General features: G+C 62.0%; 14 protein-coding genes and 3 pseudogenes. 6 read left to right on the forward strand and 11 right to left on the reverse strand.

What is annotated here, in order from left to right; all coding sequences use genetic code 11:
- Positions 1-78 precede the first annotated feature (78 nt).
- Genes ACFXS9_RS14020 through coaD form a run of 4 tightly spaced genes read right to left on the reverse strand, consistent with a single transcriptional unit; the run spans position 79 to position 2,047 of the window.
- Positions 79-543: a peptidylprolyl isomerase gene (locus tag ACFXS9_RS14020; RefSeq protein ID WP_334375257.1), complete on the reverse strand. Its 465-nt coding sequence runs from the start codon at positions 541-543 to the stop codon at positions 79-81.
- On the reverse strand, positions 519-959 hold the full coding sequence (locus ACFXS9_RS14025) for a hypothetical protein (protein ID WP_392689712.1): 441 nt from the start codon (positions 957-959) through the stop codon (positions 519-521). The genes ACFXS9_RS14020 and ACFXS9_RS14025 overlap by 25 nt, the downstream gene beginning before the upstream one ends.
- Positions 960-963: 4 nt before the next feature.
- A complete protein-coding gene (locus ACFXS9_RS14030; RefSeq protein WP_392689714.1) occupies positions 964-1,506 on the reverse strand; it encodes a peptidylprolyl isomerase in 543 nt (180 codons plus the stop codon).
- Between the two features lie 43 nt (positions 1,507-1,549).
- Entirely contained in the window at positions 1,550-2,047 is a 498-nt protein-coding gene (coaD, locus tag ACFXS9_RS14035; RefSeq protein WP_392689716.1) for a pantetheine-phosphate adenylyltransferase, read from the reverse strand.
- Between the two features lie 271 nt (positions 2,048-2,318).
- Between coaD and ACFXS9_RS14040 the strand changes: the two genes are divergently transcribed.
- Positions 2,319-2,576 (forward strand): hypothetical protein, encoded by a 258-nt coding sequence (locus ACFXS9_RS14040; RefSeq protein ID WP_392689719.1) that lies wholly within the window; start codon positions 2,319-2,321, stop codon positions 2,574-2,576.
- Positions 2,577-2,784: 208 nt separating this feature from the next.
- On the forward strand, positions 2,785-4,122 hold the full coding sequence (pcaB, locus tag ACFXS9_RS14045) for a 3-carboxy-cis,cis-muconate cycloisomerase (protein ID WP_392699775.1): 1,338 nt from the start codon (positions 2,785-2,787) through the stop codon (positions 4,120-4,122).
- Positions 4,123-4,698: 576 nt separating this feature from the next.
- Here the strand turns inward: pcaB and ACFXS9_RS14050 are convergent.
- Both ACFXS9_RS14050 and ACFXS9_RS14055 read right to left on the reverse strand, forming a co-directional pair.
- Positions 4,699-5,415, reverse strand: coding sequence for a DUF2182 domain-containing protein (locus ACFXS9_RS14050; RefSeq protein ID WP_392689721.1), 717 nt, complete (start codon positions 5,413-5,415; stop codon positions 4,699-4,701).
- 37 nt (positions 5,416-5,452) lie between these two features.
- The gene (locus tag ACFXS9_RS14055) at positions 5,453-6,154 is read right to left on the reverse strand and encodes a DUF1326 domain-containing protein (RefSeq protein WP_392689723.1); all 702 of its coding nucleotides are present in this window, start codon (positions 6,152-6,154) and stop codon (positions 5,453-5,455) included.
- A gap of 749 nt (positions 6,155-6,903) precedes the next feature.
- Here ACFXS9_RS14055 and ACFXS9_RS14060 point away from each other — a divergent pair.
- A complete protein-coding gene (locus ACFXS9_RS14060; protein WP_392699777.1) occupies positions 6,904-7,392 on the forward strand; it encodes a septal ring lytic transglycosylase RlpA family protein in 489 nt (162 codons plus the stop codon).
- Positions 7,393-7,606: 214 nt separating this feature from the next.
- On the opposite strand, the gene ACFXS9_RS14065 is transcribed toward ACFXS9_RS14060, so the two are convergent.
- The 4 genes and pseudogenes from ACFXS9_RS14065 to ACFXS9_RS14080 all read right to left on the reverse strand — a co-directional run bounded on the left by ACFXS9_RS14065 (position 7,607) and on the right by ACFXS9_RS14080 (position 12,450).
- On the reverse strand, positions 7,607-8,116 hold the full coding sequence (locus ACFXS9_RS14065) for a hypothetical protein (protein ID WP_392689725.1): 510 nt from the start codon (positions 8,114-8,116) through the stop codon (positions 7,607-7,609).
- Between the two features lie 253 nt (positions 8,117-8,369).
- On the reverse strand, positions 8,370-11,096 hold the full coding sequence (gene gyrA, locus ACFXS9_RS14070; protein ID WP_392689727.1) for a DNA gyrase subunit A: 2,727 nt from the start codon (positions 11,094-11,096) through the stop codon (positions 8,370-8,372).
- A gap of 203 nt (positions 11,097-11,299) precedes the next feature.
- Positions 11,300-11,698 (reverse strand): DUF2306 domain-containing protein, encoded by a 399-nt coding sequence (locus ACFXS9_RS14075; RefSeq protein WP_392689729.1) that lies wholly within the window; start codon positions 11,696-11,698, stop codon positions 11,300-11,302.
- Positions 11,699-11,960: 262 nt separating this feature from the next.
- A pseudogene (locus ACFXS9_RS14080) lies at positions 11,961-12,450 on the reverse strand (single-stranded DNA-binding protein).
- Between the two features lie 507 nt (positions 12,451-12,957).
- Here ACFXS9_RS14080 and ACFXS9_RS14085 point away from each other — a divergent pair.
- A pseudogene (locus ACFXS9_RS14085) lies at positions 12,958-13,733 on the forward strand (outer membrane protein).
- Positions 13,734-13,751: 18 nt separating this feature from the next.
- On the opposite strand, the gene ACFXS9_RS14090 reads toward ACFXS9_RS14085, so the two are convergent.
- Positions 13,752-13,946 (reverse strand): hypothetical protein, encoded by a 195-nt coding sequence (locus ACFXS9_RS14090; protein ID WP_392689731.1) that lies wholly within the window; start codon positions 13,944-13,946, stop codon positions 13,752-13,754.
- Positions 13,947-14,035: 89 nt separating this feature from the next.
- Between ACFXS9_RS14090 and ACFXS9_RS14095 the strand changes: the two genes are divergently transcribed.
- Complete coding sequence (locus tag ACFXS9_RS14095) at positions 14,036-14,692, forward strand: outer membrane protein (RefSeq protein ID WP_392689733.1); 657 nt, start codon at positions 14,036-14,038, stop codon at positions 14,690-14,692.
- Between the two features lie 265 nt (positions 14,693-14,957).
- Positions 14,958-17,935, forward strand: a pseudogene (gene uvrA / locus ACFXS9_RS14100) (excinuclease ABC subunit UvrA).
- The last annotated feature ends 54 nt before the right edge of the window (positions 17,936-17,989 follow it).

A 17,989-nucleotide genomic window follows, 5' to 3' on the forward strand; every position in this document is an offset into this window, starting at 1 on the left:
CCCAGATGCGCAATTGCGCATCGGGGAATCTCGAGATTCCGGATTGCCGCGCGTTGCGCAGCCTCCGGAATGACGGGGTTACGCCGCGTCCAGCGCCATGTGCGCTTTGACGATCTTATCCGGGTTCTGCACCGGCTCGCCGCGCTTGATCTTGTCGACGTTCTCCATGCCCGACGTGACCTTGCCCCAGACCGTGTACTGGCCGTTGAGGAAGGAGGCGTCATCGAAGCAGATGAAGAACTGGCTGTCGCCGGAATCCGGATTCGCGGCGCGAGCCATCGAAACGGTGCCGCGCACATGCGGTTCCTTGTTGAACTCGGCCTTCAGCTTGTTGCCGGAACCGCCGGTGCCGGTGCCGTGCGGGCAGCCGGTCTGCGCCATGAAGCCCTCGATGACACGATGGAACACGATGCCGTCGTAAAATCCCTCACGCACCAGCTTCTTGATCTGAGCGACGTGGCCAGGTGCGAGGTCGGGACGCATTTCGATGGTGACGGGGCCCTGGGTGGTTTCAAGGATCAAAGTATTTTCTGTATCAGCCATGCTCGTTTCTCTTCCGGTTTGGGTGGACGTTTGCGGGTTCTGAAAGTGACCGCGAAAGGCCGGCCGGCGACCGCACCGCCCAGTCCCTCGGTAAATGGCAACGGCGTACAGCGTTGCAATGTTTCCATGACGGCAGTCCGGTACGCAATCCGGTCATTATCGCTGGGGTTTCCGGATTCATAGGTAATCCTGGGTTGACCGAGAATGGCGCCTTCGCGGTTGAAACTGACGACAACTGTGATGTCCATCGGGTTGGCGCGCGAATAAGGCGGCGGCTGCCAGCAGGAATACAGTTTGGCGAAGACGTCCTTGAGGGTATCAAGCTGCTGCGGCTGAGCCTTCGCATGCGCACCCGATGCGAGCCACACGAGAGCAGCGGCAAACCAGATGAATGGCTTGCTGCGGCCCGCCGTCATGGCCTCACTTGATGTCGGATGCGACTTGCACCTTCACCATCTTGTCGGGGTCGACGACCGGTTCGCCGCGCTTGATCTTGTCGACTACATCCATGCCCGACACCACTTCGCCGATCACGGTGTATTTGCCGTTCAGCGACGCGCCTTCGGCGAACATGATGAAGAATTGCGAATTCGCCGAGTTGGGATCGCTGGTTCGCGCCATGCCGACGATGCCGCGCTTATACGGCACGTTGGAGAACTCGGCCGGCAGGTTCGGATGTTTCGAGCCGCCGGTGCCGTTGAAATTCTTGCCGTCGCCGGTCTGCGCCATGAAGCCTTCGATCACGCGATGGAACGGCACGTTGTTGTAGTAGCCCTCGCGCGCGAGCAGCTTGATGCGTTCGGCATGCTGGGGCGCGATGTCGGTCCGCAGCTTGATCACGATACGGCCCTTGGTGGTGTCGATCACGATCGCATTCGCCTTGTCGAGATTGGCGGGCAGCGGCTGCGCGATCGCGGGGGCCACAACGAACAGCGCGGCGACGAGTGCGAGAATTCGGATCATGAAAGCTCCGGACATGTGAAACAGGACAGCGCGTACGAGCGCGTTAAGCCGCGAACTTGGCCTTCAGCCTCGCGGCAATCTGGGGCGGCACGAAGGCGGAGAAGTCGCCGCCCATGCCGGCGATCTGGCGAACCAGCGTGGCGGTGATCGGGCGGACCGCAGGCGACGCCGGGACGAACACGGTGTGCACCTCTGGCGCCATCACCTCGTTCATGCCGGCAAGCTGCATCTCGTAATCCATATCGGTTCCGTCGCGCAGGCCGCGAATCATGATGGTCGCGCCGACCTGCCGCGCCGCAGCTACGGTGAGATTGTCGTAGGTGGTGCAGTCGAAAGCGCAGCCGGCTTTTTGCGCAATCGGCTCACATACCGCCCGAACCATGTCGAGCCGCTCCTCGGTCGAAAACAGCGGCTTCTTGCCGGAATGGACGCCGATGGCGACAATCAGGCGGTCGCACAGCGTGACGGCGTGCCGCAGCACGTCCAGATGGCCGTTGGTGATGGGATCGAATGAACCGGGATAGAGCGCGATACGGGACATAAGTCCCTCCTACCCCGCCCCGGGCGGCCCGGCAAGCCGGGTCAGGTTCCCTTCAGGTCCGGCTTTTTGCTTCCAGTCGGCCAATGAACCAGTTTCGGGACCCGGCGGCTCGGGCGGGCCGGCAATGTTTCGTCCGCCACCTGCCGACGAAACAAAACTCGGTCCGGATGAAACCATTTTCCGCGCCCGCGAAGACGGCCGGAAACTTGCCCTGGCTACAAGTCCACTCAACGAAACGACGGGCCGCCAAGGCCCATGACAGGGGACCGTCATGATCAAGGCTTTTTCCGCCATCGCTGCTGCCGCGTTCATCGCTGCCGCGATGACCGTATTGCCCGGCTTTGCCCCTCAGGTTGAAGCCAGCGTGCCGCAGGTGCTTGCCAAGGGTGACCGCCTGGATATCCGCAACGTCGGCAAGGATTGCTCGCAGCAGGCCTGGCCGAATTTCGAAGCTTCCTGCCTCCGCGCCGCCGGCTCCAAGGCCGTGGTGAGGGAAGCCCGCCTGGTGACCGCCGACCGCACCCCGTAACGGCGTAGTTTTCGTTCCGCTTAACCTCCAAGGAACGCTCTCATGGCGAGTAGGGATGCCCCCCGCTCGCCATTGCGTTCTGGAGGCTTGGATTGCGCGAAATTCTCCTGCCTGCCTGAGCGCCCGAGCCGCGCTTGACGGATTTGTGCATATCAATCAGATGGCCGGACATATTAGCAAGGGAGGAAACAAGCGCGTGGCCAGCACGATGTTCGACAGCGCCCTCTATCGCGACGTTTTCTCGACGCCGGCCATGCGGGCGGTGTTTTCCGACGAGGCACAGCTCAAGGCCTATGTGCAGGCTGAAGTCGCGCTTGCCATTGCGCAAGGCGAGACCGGCGTGATTCCGCGCGAGGCGGCCGAGGCGATCGCGCGGCAGGCGCCGGCGATCGCGCTCGATATCGAGCAGTTGAAGCGCGACACCGAGAACGTCGGCTATCCCATCGTCGGCCTGGTCCGCCAGCTATCGGAGCGACTCGGCGAAGCTGGCCGCTATCTGCATTGGGGGGCGACCACCCAGGACATCATGGATACGGCGACTGTGCTGCAACTGCGCGAAGCGGTCGCGCTGATCGAAGCGCAGCTCGGCGAGGCCATGGCAACCCTTGCCAATCTCGCCCGCCTCCACCGCGATACGCCGATGGCCGGCCGAACCCATCTGCAGCAGGCGCTGCCGATCACGTTCGGGCACAAGGCAGCGATCTGGCTGTCGGCGTTGCAGCGCTCGGCCGATCGGCTCGAACAGGTCAAGCCTCGTGCCCTTCAGGCGCAGCTCGGCGGCGCCGCGGGAACGCTGGCTTCACTCGGCGATCGCGGACTGGATGTACGTGCCGCATATGCCCGCGTGCTCGGTCTGGTCGAACCCGACATCACCTGGCACGTCGCCCGCGACGGACTGGTCGAGATGGTGCAGACGCTGGCCGTGATCTGCGGCGCGCTCGGCAAGATCGGCTACGACGTCATGATTCTGATGGCGACCGAGATCGGCGAGGTGTTGGAGCCGTTCTCCTCGCATCGCGGCGCATCCTCGACCATGCCGCAGAAGCGCAACCCGATCTCCTCGGAAATTCTCCTGGCGAATGCAAAGGCGTCCCGCGACGCCGCTTCGCTGATGCTGGATGCCATGGTTCAGGATCTCGAGCGCGCCACCGGGCCCTGGCACTGCGAATGGCTGGCATTGCCCCAGGTCTGTTTGCTGACGGCCGGGTCGCTGGCGCAGGCGCAATTCATGCTGTCCGGCCTGATCGTCGATCCCCAGGCGATGAAGCGAAACCTTCATGCCACGCGCGGTCTGATCGTGGCCGAAGCGGTCATGATGGGACTCGCGCCCGCGCTTGGCCGTCAGTTGGCCCATGACGAGGTCTATGCCGCCTGCCACGATGCGTTCGACCGCGGCGACGCGCTGCTCGATGCCCTGCTGCGCCGCCCTGCCATCGCATCCGCTCTGCCGCGCGACCAACTCGCCGCCTTGTGCGAGCCGTCAAACTATCTCGGCACCGCCGGGACGATGGTGGACCGCGTGCTGGCGCGTCAAAGCCAACGATAAGCACGATCACACAAGCATCTGCGAGGGTCGATTCATGGCGACCCCGCTCTCTTGATCGCCGCGCAGTGACTTTTCGGCCTCGCTGGCGCGCTCTGCATGCCTCGGTCCCGCGCGCCCAGGCGAATTATCCGGATCGCCGATCAACGCCATCGTCCCCTTTGCCACCGACGGGCCGACCGATGCGATCGCGCGCATCTATGCCGAATTCCTCTCGCGCGATTTGTGCCGCTGATCCGTCAGGCGGGGCTGACTATCGAGTGATGGCTGCCCGCAGCCCGGATGAAGCGGAGCGAAATTGGAAACGGTATCGGAAGTGTCCCTGCTTGGACAACACGTCCGTTGTGCCCTCAAGAGCGGACGTCGCCAGGCCGCCCCGGCAGGTCCGTTTCGTGCCCACAAGCTGACGCCCGGCGCGTGAACGTGGCGCTCGTCTTCTTGTAAGAAATAGCTCGCAGACCGTCCCCTCAGGATATGAAAACTTACGGTGCAGCGATCTCCGCGATCCCTCCTGTAAGACAGGGGATTGAATGGAGCACCGCAATCCCCTGATGCTCGTCGCCAGCACCTGAGGCGGCTTTAGGGTGCGCCGACGCCAAACAACACGACCGCCGCTAAGCACAGCAATACACCGACCGCCCGGCTGAACCATTCCGCGCCCGGCGCCCATTTCTCTGCGATGACGTAGGCGGCGATCACCGCGATCCAAAGCAGATTCATGACGCCTGCGACGAACAGCAGCGCCATCAACACCCAGCAGCAGCCGACGCAAAAAGCGCCGTGACGTAAGCCCTCGCGCGTCGCGATTGTAGCGCTGGATGGATTGAGCACCGCACCCCATGGCGAACGGCAGCGGACGAGACAGGCGTGCTTCAATGGCGTGAACTGGAAAAGGCCAGCGATGGCCAGCACAGCGGCGCTCAACGGCACGCTCGCGCTCTCCATCATCGGTGAGACTAGGGCCGCCTCGAGCAGTGCCCAGTGCACGAGAGTCGCCGCGACGCTGAATCCGCCCCAGGCCACAAGATATCCCGTGATGAACCCGGCGGTTTGCGCGGAGCCGCCGAAGCGGATGAGGACCAGGATCACCGGCAGGACCGATGGCAGCATCATCGCCGCCATCATCACCGCCCACATCAGCAGCACGAGCCCGAGATCGGTCGCGTCCCAGTCCACCATCTGCGGCATGATCCACATGTCCATACCGACATCCATGTGGCGCATACCCCAATCCATGTAGACAAGGTACGTCCACGCCCCTCCGATAAAGAGCCCGAGCACGGCTCCTACCGGCAAGAGGCGCCAAATCTCCATTGAGAGTAGACGAGGAATCTCAGGCCGAGTTGAAGGCGAAAGGCGCATAGAATCCACTCTTGCCGCTGATCTCCCACTGAAGATCGAAGTCTTTGTACGCGGTATGCGTGGACTTCGCGATCACGTTTGGAAACGCTCTTCCTCGCAAGTTCTCGACACGGATCTCCTTGCCGTCCAGGCCCTCGATCGCAGTGATGTCGGCATCCCCGATTCCAGCAATCGCCATCTTCCACTGCCGTCCTTGGGCCTCGAATGTGATCGGCACGAACTTGACGCCGAGCACCTCAGCGACCGACCCGGCCTGCGCCGCAAACGCACCGCCCGGCTTGAAGGAGAAGATCGCGCTCAGTGCCTCGCGCTGCGCAGGGTTGGCGCGCTCGTCGATGTAGAACGCCCCCCGCCAATTGCCTCTCGCCATGTGACTTGGCGAGAAGTTCATTCTCACCACGTTCAATCCATCGAGCGTCACGTCGCCTTTCCGGCCGGATTCAAGATGGTAGCCGAAAAGGACCGTACACATGCCGGCGGTCGGGGCATTTCCCACGACACAGGGGCACATTGCCTCGCAATTGCAGGCTTCCATGTAGCGGCCTTTGACATTCCATGCGCTCTTCTCCTCCGCCGCTTGCGCAACTCGGACGGGGCGCAGCGCGCCGAGGACGGACGCAGCAGTAACGGAGCCAGCAATGTCGAGCAAACGGCGACGGGAGAATGTTGTCATCGTAACCTCCCCACGTACATCGATAAGAATAGTAAACGCCTCGCTGTTACCGGCGTCAGATGTTAGCTTGGTGATTGAGGCACTAGAGGTAATTATAGGCCTTCGGCCAATCCTTGGGTAGCGCCTTCGACCTAGCGGTTGAGGAGTTCGAACTCGCTTCGCTATCGGAGCAAGCGGCCGACCGGCAAGCCTCCAAGATTTTTTGTAGCTGCCTGAGACCGTTGCACTGCTTATGAGTAAAGGATACGCCCGGTCCGTCAATTTCGTGGCCAAGGTCCGCTTTGGGTCCATTTATCGGCAGCCAGAGAACGGCCTACACCGTCCGCTATTCCCTCGACAGCGGATGATCTTGCATAGGGTCGTCGCGTCCGGAAATGCCAACAGCGGATATCGCGCGCGCATTGAGGCCGGAATCAATGTGCAATTGATGGCCATCAAGGGTGACGCGCCTTGTCGTGATTGATCTAAATCTGCGCTTCCCTTTGTGAGTGCGATGGGGTGCATCGAGACCGCTGTCTCCATGGGATCACGAGCAACAAACTCTCAACTAGGCCATACCGACGAAATGGGCGCGCTTCTTGCTGCACTGCGCCTAACTATCGAACTATATGATAGCGGGAAACATCGGTACTCCTTCACCTTTGCGCCACGAGAATTTCCGCATGTGCAGGAACAGAGCCTCATGAGTTTGCATTGTTCATTTGTTTTTCTATTTGTTTGTGAGGCCGTTCATGCGTCTTCTTTTTGGAATGGTCGCGATCGCGACAGTCCCGGTCTGGTTGGGCGTACATGCAAATTCTGCTGCAGCACAGACCTTCAATGATAGATGGTCCATCGTTCCAAAGGCGCACGCAGAACCGGCTCCTGAGGCACCAGACCAGACTAGGCAAAATCCGCTAGAGCAACCTCCTACTGGAGAACCGACACGTCGTCCGGAAGATCGCTCAGCCCCTCGATCTTCCAACCGGGTGTTCTCCGGCAAAGCCTCTTACTATTCATACTCGAAAGGAAAAACAGCGAGTGGTTCCTCATTCAAGCGGGATTCACTGACCGCTGCCCACCGCAACCTGCCGTTCGGCACAAGCGTTCGTGTAACTGACCTTGCGAGCAGCAAGTCTGTAGTCGTTCGTATCACCGACCGGGGACCCTGGGTTCGCGGCCGCATCCTGGATCTTTTCACTCGGCGCTGCGCGCGGCTTGGGAATTACGGACCGCGGCGTTGCCCAGGTTCGCGCTGAGGTGCTTTAGCTTGTGTTCTGCTAGGGAAAATCTCGGAGCGGCCTTAACGCGCAAAACAGCGAGAGCGGCGAGAATCTCGGAAAGCACTCCCAATACAACTACCGCGGCACGAACCAGCTTATCGTTGCCCGTTCCACAATTGCAGATGGTAAAGCCGGTATGATCTGCAGTTTGTGCCAGTCGCGGCAGAGCCCGGCACGCCGCCAAACCGGTTCAATTCCGTGACTGGGCTACGGGGCCGGCGCCCTCGCGAGGGTTGGAGGCGACTTGAGGTAAAGCAAGGGTGAAGGCATCGACCAGCCGACGTCGCCAGGGTTGCGTTAGCATCGATAGCTTCCCTTCGAGCAGAGCTGCCCTTTCGCGGGCTCCCACGCTTTCCGTGCTGACTTTGAGTAGTTCGGCCAACAGCTTGTTCGTGCGTTCGCATTCTCTCTCAAAGTCGGCCCGATGGCCGCTGGCAATCACCTTCATCTCTGCCAGCTCGGTCTGCAGGGTCTCAATTCGTTGCTTTAGGGCGGTGACCACCTGGTGACCGGCCTGCGTTTGCGGCTGACGAGGTATTGGGGAATGGCTGAATTCGCTGAGATCGACCTGGACAAGCGTCTTGCCGTCGTTGGAGCGGGAGCGCGGCCATCGGTGCCGCTTCACCAGAGCGCGGGCAGCCTCTGGAGAAATCTTGAGCCGTTCGCCCAAATCGGCATACGTCAGCATCTCGACGGGCATGAGATCCGCTCCCGTTGGCCGGACGGTCACCACCCGGACACGGCAAATGTGTAGCAATCTATAGTTAATGCTTGGTTTACCGTAACGGGGAGCCCTGACACGGCGCGCCGGGGCCAGCGTCGGATTACGCACCTCGTCATTCCGCATGCGTGCGCAGCACGCAGGCCCGGAATCCGTCGCGCTGCACGCAAATGGCGGGATGGATTCCGGGCTCATCACATTCGGCGATGCCCCGGAATGGCGGCTGACGGTGCTAACCGCCGTTCCCGTTCACGCCGTTCTCGTCTTCCGAGATATGCTCGACCGACACGACGTGCTCGTCCTCGGCGGTATCGAACACGATGACGCCTTGCGTCGAGCGGCCGGCGATGCGGATGTCCTCGACCGGGCAGCGGATGAGCTGGCCCTTGTCGGTGACCAGCATGATCTGATCGCTATGCTCCACCGGGAACGACGCCACCAGCTTGCCGTTGCGGTTGTTGACGCTCATCGCGACGATACCTTTGCCGCCGCGGCCGGTAGTGCGGTACTCGTAGGACGAGGTGCGCTTGCCGTAGCCGTTGACGGAGACCGTCAGCACCACCTGCTCCTGCGCCGACATTTCGGCGTAGCGCTCCTGCGAGAGCTGGAGCGAACCTGAGGTCTCCTCGCCCTCGGCATCAACAGGCTCTTCCGCCGCGGTTTCTCCGGCCACCGCACGGCGCATCTTCAGGTAGGCCGACCGTTCGTCCGAGGTGGTCTCGACATGGCGCAGGATCGCCAGCGAGATCAACTTATCGCCTCCCGCCAGCGCAATGCCGCGCACGCCCATCGAGGTGCGCCCCGTGAAGACGCGCACGTCGCTGACCGGGAAGCGGATGCACTGCCCGCCGGCCGCCGTCAGCAGCACATCGTCGTGCTCGGTGCAGATCTGCACGTCGACGATCGATTCACCCTCCCCGAGCTTCATGGCGATGATGCCGGAGCGGCGGACATCGACGAAGTCGGACAGCTTGTTGCGGCGGACGGTGCCGCCGGTCGTGGCGAACATCACGTCGAGATTGGCCCAGGAGGATTCATCCTCCGGCAGCGGCATGATGGTGGTGATGCGCTCGCCCTGCTCCAGCGGCAGGATGTTGATCATTGCCTTGCCGCGGGCGTTCGGCGCCGCCATCGGCAGCCGCCAAACTTTTTCCTTGTAGACCTGGCCGCGCGAGGAGAAGAACAGCACCGGCGTATGCGTCGAAGCCACGAACAGCCGGGAGACGAAATCCTCGTCGCGGGTCTGCATGCCGGCGCGGCCCTTGCCGCCGCGGCGCTGGGCGCGATAGGTCGACAGCGGCACGCGCTTGACGTAGCCGGCGTGCGAGACCGTGACCACCATGTCCTCGCGCTGGATCAGGTCCTCGTCCTCGACCTCGCCTTCCTGCTCGACGATGACGGTTTTTCGCGGGGTGGCGAATTTGTCTTTCACCTCGGCCAGTTCGGTCTTGATGATCGCCTGCACGCGGGCACGCGAGCGCAGGATTTCGAGGTAGTCGGCGATTTCGACCGCGAGCTTGTCGAGCTCTTCGGAAATCTCCTCGCGGCCGAGCGCGGTCAGGCGCTGCAGGCGCAGATCGAGAATGGCCTTGGCCTGCTCGAGCGACAGTCGCGCAGTGCCGTCCGGCGCCATCCGGTGACGTGGGTCGTCGATCAGCGTGATCATTGCTTCGACGTCCTTGGCCGGCCAGTCGCGCGACATCAACGTATCCCGCGCCGTGTTCGGATCGGGCGAAGTTCTGATCACGCGAATGATCTCGTCGATATTCGCAACCGCAATCGCAAGACCGACCAGGATATGGGCGCGGTCGCGGGCCTTGCTGAGCAGGAATTTGGTCCGACGGGTGACCACCTGCTCGCGGAACGCGATGAACAGCGTCAGCAGATCCCTTAGGTTCATCGTCTGCGGGCGACCGTTATCCAGCGCCAACATATTGGCCGGGAAGTTCGATTGCAGCGGCGTGAAGCGATAGAGCTGATTCAGAACGACATCGGCCATCGCCTCGCGCTTCAACTCGACGACGACACGGAAGCCGTCGCGGTCGGATTCATCGCGCAGGTCGGCGACACCCTCGATCTTCTTTTCGCGCACCAGTTCGGCGATGCGCTCGACCATGGTGGCCTTGTTTATCTGATAGGGAATTTCAGTGATGATGATCGCTTCGCGATCCTTGCGGATGGTGTCGATCGTCACCTTGCCGCGCATCACGATCGACCCGCGGCCGAGGTGGTAGGCCGAGCGGATGCCTTGGCGTCCGAGGATGATGCCACCTGTCGGAAAATCCGGGCCGGGAATGATGTTGATGAGGTCGTCGATGCCGAGCGCAGGATTGTCGATCAACGCCACGCAGGCGTCGACGACTTCGCCCAGATTGTGCGGCGGGATGTTGGTTGCCATGCCGACGGCGATGCCGCCGGCACCGTTGACCAGCAGGTTCGGGAACCTCGCTGGCAGAACCGACGGCTCCTTCTCGGAATTGTCGTAGTTCGGCTGGAAATCGACAGTGTCCTTGTCGATATCGCCAAGAACTTCCAGTGCCGACCGGGTCAGACGGGCTTCGGTATAGCGATAGGCCGCGGGCGGATCGCCGTCGACCGAGCCGAAATTGCCCTGGCCGTCGATCAGCGGCACGCGCATGGAGAAATCCTGCGCCATCCGGACCATCGCGTCGTAAATCGACTGGTCGCCGTGCGGATGATATTTACCGATCACGTCACCGACGACGCGTGCGGATTTGACGTACTTCCTGTCCGGCGTATGCCCCTGCTCGTACATCGAATACAGAATGCGGCGATGCACGGGCTTCAGCCCGTCGCGCGCGTCCGGCAGCGCCCGCGCCACGATCACGCTCATGGCGTAATCGAGGTAGGAGCGTTTCATCTCGTCGAGAATGGAAACGGGGCGAATGTCGGAGTGCTCCGGCGGCTCGCCGGGCTTGTCGTCTTCGTTATCGGACAAAGGGGAATCCAGTCAGTTCTCAACTAAGAATCATATAGCGCATCGAGGGTCCGATAACCACCCCGAAGCTGTCAGGAGGAAGCTGTTTTTCCGCTCGTTTTTTCATAGACTTACCGGGATCGGAGACAGCTCGCCCGAGCCCTGCCGGAACCGGCATTTCAGGGCCGGAAGGCAGTGTCAAAAACGGTGTTCCCACGGTAGGCCTAACGGCCAAAAACCACCGCATGCATGATCCGTCCCGGCAGGAAGGTGAACAAGCCGGCGACGACGAGCGCTCCAAAGAAGATCGACACCATCGCTTTGCGGTGACCGCCGACATTGTGCCGGCGGGCATGCAGGACCGCGAGCGTCAGCATGATCGGCACAGAGATCGACAGCAGATGGATCGGGCTGAACAGCCCGAACATCCGGATCTCATGGATCCAGAGCGAACTGATCGCGACCGCAGCCATCAGCACGACCCAGATCCAGCCGATGGTCCGGTGCGGTAGGGTTCCCTTCGGTGCTGCGAATTGCACGATGCCAAGCGCAAACGCCGCCAGGGCTGCGAAGGCATGCAACAGGATCGCCCCGGGCGCCTCTAGCAGCGGTGCGAGGCTCATGGTGGGCGCTCCAGATCCGGTTGGCGTGCGAGGCTGGAGCAGTCTAAGTGAAATACCTCATGCGAATATTAATAACATGATGGCTGAGCGAGCCGACCGCACACTCGGATCGCAACGCGCTTGTAGACAGGTTTTCAGCCGAATGCAGCGGATTCCTGCGACGGCACATTAGCTGTAATGGCAGGAGCTGTAATGGCAGGCGTGACCGCCCCTCTCGCAAGCGAATTTCTTGCTAGCCAATGCGCCGGCCGTAGGCGCGGCTCTAGAACGGGATGTCGTCGTCCATATCGCTGTTGCGGCTGCCCGCCGCGACCGCCCGCCGCGGCGCGGAGCTAGCCGGACCGCTCGAGCCGAAATCACCGGAATCATCGGAGCCGAAGCTGCCGCCCCCGCCGCCGCTGCGGCCGTCGAGCATGGTCAGGTTCGAGTTAAATCCCTGCAGCACGACCTCGGTCGAGTATTTGTCGACCCCGCTCTGATCGGTCCATTTGCGCGTCTGCAACTGGCCTTCGATGTAAACCTTGGCGCCCTTCTTCAGATACTGTTCGGCGACCTTGCAGAGCCCCTCGTTGAAGATTACCACGCGGTGCCACTCGGTCTTTTTCCTTGCGCTCGCCGGTGCCTTTGTCGCGCCAGGTCTCCGATGTCGCGATGCTCAGATTGGCGATCGGTCGCCCGTCCTGTGTCCGCCGGATTTCAGGATCCTTGCCGAGATTGCCGACCAGAATCACCTTGTTCACGCTTCCCGCCATCGCCGCTCTCCACTCGATATCGCCGGCAAAAATCACTGGTCCGGCCGCTTCCGTGCTGGCCGTCTTCAATTCTTGACCTATCGCCTGTCCGTTTCCGCGTCCGCTTTCCGGACATCCGGACCCTATACACCGACAGACACCGCTGACTTGGCGATCCCTCGGCAAGTCGCCGGTTATCCACATATAGCATCGCCTACGTGCACGTTCCAGCTTTGTTCCGGATAACGCCCTATGTGCGGGTGCTGGCGGTTTTGCAATCTCTAGGCGAACCCCGGGAACCCACGGGGGAACCGAAAGAGGCGAAATGGAACCCGAAAGTTCCCGCCTCGGTTCCAATTATACCAGATAAATCATAAGCTTCGTTCCATAAACTTGGTCCGCGCCTGTTGCATCCGGGACACGCCATTTCCGGTCGAGTCGCGGTATAGAATTCTCCAGCGGCGCGGGCGCTCGCGTCACAACAACGCTTCAGGCCTAGCGGGAAGCGGACAAAACTGGGGATAGATCATGAAGAAGTATCTGTTAGCTACAGTTGCGCTCATTGCGTTCGCCGCACCTGCGGCGGCGGCCGACCTCGCTGCGCGCCCTTACACCAAGGCGCCGCCTGCTCCGGTCGCTGCCATATACGATTGGACCGGCTTCTACATCGGCGCCAACGGCGGCTGGGGTTCGGGCCGCAAGTGCTGGGATCTCACCGCCGATGCCCTGGGTCCTTTCGTTCCGCCCGTGGCCGAAGGCTGCCACGATGCGACTGGCGGCACGGCCGGTGGTCAACTCGGCTACCGCTGGCAGGCCGGCACCTGGGTGTTCGGCTTGGAAGGGCAAGGCAACTGGGCTGACTTCCAGGGCTCCAACACAAGTTTGGCCTTTCTCGCTCCCGTTGAGAATGAGTCGAGGATCAACGCGTTCGGACTGATCACCGGTCAGGTTGGCTATGCCTGGAACAACGTCCTGCTCTACGTAAAGGGCGGCGCTGCGGTGACCAGCGACAAGTACAGGGGTTCGATGTCGCGACCGGGCTGCTGATCGACAGCGCCAAGGAAACGCGTTGGGGCGGCGTCGTTGGTGCCGGTCTCGAAGTCGGCTTCGCCCCGAACTGGTCGGTTGGCGTCGAGTACAACCACCTGTTCATGGGTGACCGCGACGTCGACTTTGCTGCATCCGGCATCTTTGCTCCTCCGGCCGGCTCGTTCTCGAGGACTAGTAACATCAGCCAGGACGTCGATCTCGTCACGGTCCGCGTCAACTACCGCTGGGGCGGCCCTGTCATCGCGAGGTACTGATCGCAAGCCAGCGCGGGACTACGGAAAGGCCGGCTTCACGCCGGCCTTTTTGTTTGCGGTGATCGCCAAATACTGATCATCGCTTTCAACCAGCATTGAAAAGGCCGGCCTTGCGCCGGCCTTTTTGTTTGGTTGCAGACTGGCGCGACCGGCACCCGGAATGGTTGTACTTCTCATACTTTTGCCGCTGATGTGGTATTTCCGCGACAGCATTCTTCGGGAACTTCGCGCTATATCGCCAAGCAACCTCAAATTGACGGCTGAGGAAAGTTACGTTGGAAAGCCGCGAAAGGAAGAAGAAAGTGAAGAAGATTCTGCTGACCACCACTGGCCTGATCGCGCTTGGGATGGCGCCTGCGATCGCCGCCGATCTCGCTGCACGGCCCTATACCAAGGCGCCCGCCGCAGCGATTGCGATCAACAACTGGACCGGCTTTTACCTCGGCGCGATGGGCGGCTACGCGCAGGAAAACTCTTCGGCCCTAGGCCTGGGCGAGGTCAGCGGCGGCTTCGCCGGCGGTACGCTCGGCTACAACTGGCAGACCGGCAACCTCGTGCTCGGCGTCGAGGCCGATGCCGCCTGGGCAGATGTTGGCTTCACTGTGGGCAATCCGGCGCTTGCCGCGTTCGAGACCCGGATTCGCGACATGGGCACCGTTCGTGGCCGCATCGGCTACGCCTTCGACCAGGTCCTGATCTACGGCACCGGCGGCTATGCCTGGGCCGACAACCGTGTGACGCTGTCGGCGCTCGGCTTGAGCGCCTCGGACAGCAAGATTCACTCCGGCTGGACTCTCGGCGCTGGTATCGAAGTGATGTTCGCACCGAAATGGTCGGTCAAGGCCGAGTACCTCTATCGCAGCTTCGAGAGCCAGACCTACTTCGCGGGCGTCGCTCCTCTTGCGAGCGGAACGCTCGATCTCAACAGCGTTCAGGTCGGCGTGAACTATCACTTCTAAGTCTGTCTGCTGAAGCTACCAGCGCCTCCGTTCCGATAAATCCGGAACGGAGGCGCTTCTGTTTGCGGAGTTCCGAATTCGAGCTGCTGACTGCTGCTGCCAAGCGATGCTGGCGCAAACAATCCGTTGATGATTCGCGCGCGGCACTGGAAATTCCCCGCCGTTCTTCCTATGTTCCGACTTTCAATCAACGGCGCCTGATCCCGGTTCTTGCCCGGCGATGCGCGCCCAACGTGGTGCGTGCCTCGCGCCTGGAAATGCCGATATGGATGAAGTGCTAAGGGCGAAGCGCCAACAGAACGCCGGCTCCGCATCGCGTGCAATCACCATCCGCGGTGCGCGCGAGCACAATCTCAAGAATGTCGATCTCGAGATTCCCCGCGACAAGCTCGTGGTGTTCACCGGCCTCTCCGGCTCCGGCAAATCCTCGCTCGCCTTCGATACCATCTATGCCGAGGGCCAGCGCCGCTACGTCGAGTCGCTCTCCGCTTACGCGCGCCAGTTCCTGGAGATGATGCAGAAGCCGGACGTCGACCAGATCGACGGCTTATCTCCTGCGATCTCGATCGAGCAGAAGACCACGTCGAAGAATCCGCGCTCCACCGTCGGCACCGTCACCGAGATCTACGACTACATGCGCCTCCTATGGGCGCGCGTCGGCGTGCCCTACTCGCCGGCCACCGGATTGCCGATCGAAAGTCAGGTCGTCTCGCAGATGGTCGATCGCGTGCTGGCACTGCCCGAGGGCACCCGCCTCTATCTGCTGGCTCCCGTCGTGCGCGGCCGCAAGGGCGAGTACAAAAAGGAGCTAGCCGAATGGCTCAAGAAGGGCTTTCAGCGCGTCAAGATCGACGGAACGTTCTATGAGCTCTCCGACGCGCCGACGCTCGACAAGAAATTCCCGCACGACATTGATGTCGTCGTCGACCGCATCGTGGTGCGCGCCGACCTCGGCCAGCGCCTCGCGGAAAGCTTTGAGACCGCGCTGAAGCTCGCCGAAGGCCTCGCCGTCATCGAATATGCCGACGCCCCCGCGGGCGCGCCGGCCGAAGACAAGAAGAAAACCGCAAAGATCCACGACAAGAGCGGGCCGGAACGGATTCTGTTCTCGGAGAAATTCGCCTGCCCGGTCTCCGGCTTCACGATTCCCGAAATCGAGCCGCGGTTGTTCTCGTTCAACAATCCCTATGGCGCCTGTCCCGCCTGCGGCGGCCTTGGCATCGAGCAGCATATCGACGAGGACCTCGTCATTCCCGACAAGGATTTGACCTTGCGCAAGGGCGCAATCGCGCCCTGGGCCAAATCGTCCTCGCCCTATTACATCCAGACGCTGACCGCGCTCGGCAAGTTTTACAAGTTCACGCTCGACACCAAGTGGAAGGACCTGCCGAAGAAGACGCAAGGAGCCCTGCTGCACGGCTCCGGTGACGACGAGATAAAGTTCTCCTACGAGGATGGCGTCCGCTCCTACGACACCAAGAAACCGTTCGAGGGCGTCATCACCAACCTCGAGCGCCGCTACCGCGAGACCGAGAGCGAATGGGCGCGCGAGGAGCTGGCAAAGTATTTCTCCGACATCCCCTGCGAGGCCTGCAAGGGCCATCGGCTCAAGCCCGAGGCGCTCTGCGTCAAGATCGGCGGCAAGCATATCGGCGAGATCTCCGAACTGTCGGTGAAGCGCGCCGGCGAATGGTTCGAAAGCGTGCCGAAGGCGCTCAACGACCAGCAGAAGGAGATCGCCGCGCGCGTCTTGAAGGAGATCCGCGAGCGGCTGTCCTTCCTGCTCGACGTCGGCCTCAACTACCTCACGCTCTCCCGCTCCTCCGGCACGCTCTCCGGCGGCGAAAGCCAGCGCATCCGCCTCGCTTCGCAGATCGGCTCCGGGCTGACCGGCGTGCTCTATGTGCTGGACGAGCCCTCGATCGGCCTGCACCAGCGCGACAATGCGCGCCTGCTGGAAACGCTGAAGCGGCTGCGCGACCTCGGCAATACCGTGATCGTGGTCGAGCATGACGAGGACGCGATACGTCTTGCGGACTACGTGCTCGACATCGGCCCCGGCGCCGGCATGCATGGCGGCCACATCGTGGCGCAGGGCGCGCCCGCCGACATCATGCGGAATCCGAAATCGCTGACGGGCAAATACCTCACCGGCGAATTGTCAGTGCCGATCCCCGAGCGCCGGCCGCCGAACCACAGGCGAACCATCAAGGTCGTCAACGCCCGCGGCAACAATTTGAAGAACGTCTCGGCGGAAATTCCGTTGGGGCTATTCACCTGCGTCACCGGCGTTTCCGGCGGCGGCAAGTCCACGCTGCTGATCGACACGCTCTACCGTGCCATCGCGCGCAAACTCAACAACGCCAGCGAGGGCGCCGCCCCCCACGACCGCATCGAGGGGCTGGAGCATATCGACAAGATCATCGATATCGATCAGTCGCCGATCGGCCGCACTCCGCGCTCAATCCTGCGACCTATACCGGCGCCTTCACCCCGATCCGCGAATGGTTTGCCGGCCTGCCCGAAGCCAAGGCGCGCGGCTACGAGCCTGGCCGCTTCTCCTTCAACGTCAAGGGCGGCCGCTGCGAGGCCTGCCAGGGCGACGGCGTCATCAAGATCGAGATGCACTTTTTGCCCGACGTCTACGTCACCTGCGACACCTGCAAAGGTAAACGCTACAACCGCGAGACGTTAGAGGTCCTGTTCAAAGGCAAGTCGATCTCGGACGTGCTCGACATGACGGTGGAAGAAGCCGCCGAATTCTTCAAGGCGGTCCCGCGCGTGCGCGAAACCTTCAAGACGCTGCACCGCGTCGGCCTCGACTACATCCACGTCGGCCAGCAGGCGACGACACTGTCGGGCGGCGAAGCCCAGCGCGTCAAGCTGGCAAAGGAGCTGTCAAAACGCGCTACCGGCCGCACGCTCTACATCCTGGACGAGCCCACGACCGGCCTGCACTTCCACGACGTCGCAAAACTGCTCGAAGTGCTGCACGAGCTGGTCGCGCAAGGCAACACGGTCGTCGTGATCGAGCACAACCTCGAGGTCATCAAGACCGCCGACTGGGTCATCGACCTCGGCCCCGAAGGCGGCGACGGCGGCGGCGAAATCGTCGCCTGGGGCCCGCCGGAGGACATCGTCAAGGCGCCCCGGAGCTATACGGGGAAGTTTCTGGCGCCGGTGCTGAAGAAGGCGGATGGCAAGCCGAGGAAGAGTGCGGGAGCGAGTGAGGCGGCGGAGTAAGCCAGAGGCGGGGCCAACGGGTCGCGCGAATGCGCGCCCGATGATAAACTCCGC

It is taken from the genome of Bradyrhizobium sp. RDI18 (assembly GCF_043203335.1).
Taxonomy (GTDB): Bacteria; Pseudomonadota; Alphaproteobacteria; order Rhizobiales; family Xanthobacteraceae; genus Bradyrhizobium; species Bradyrhizobium retamae.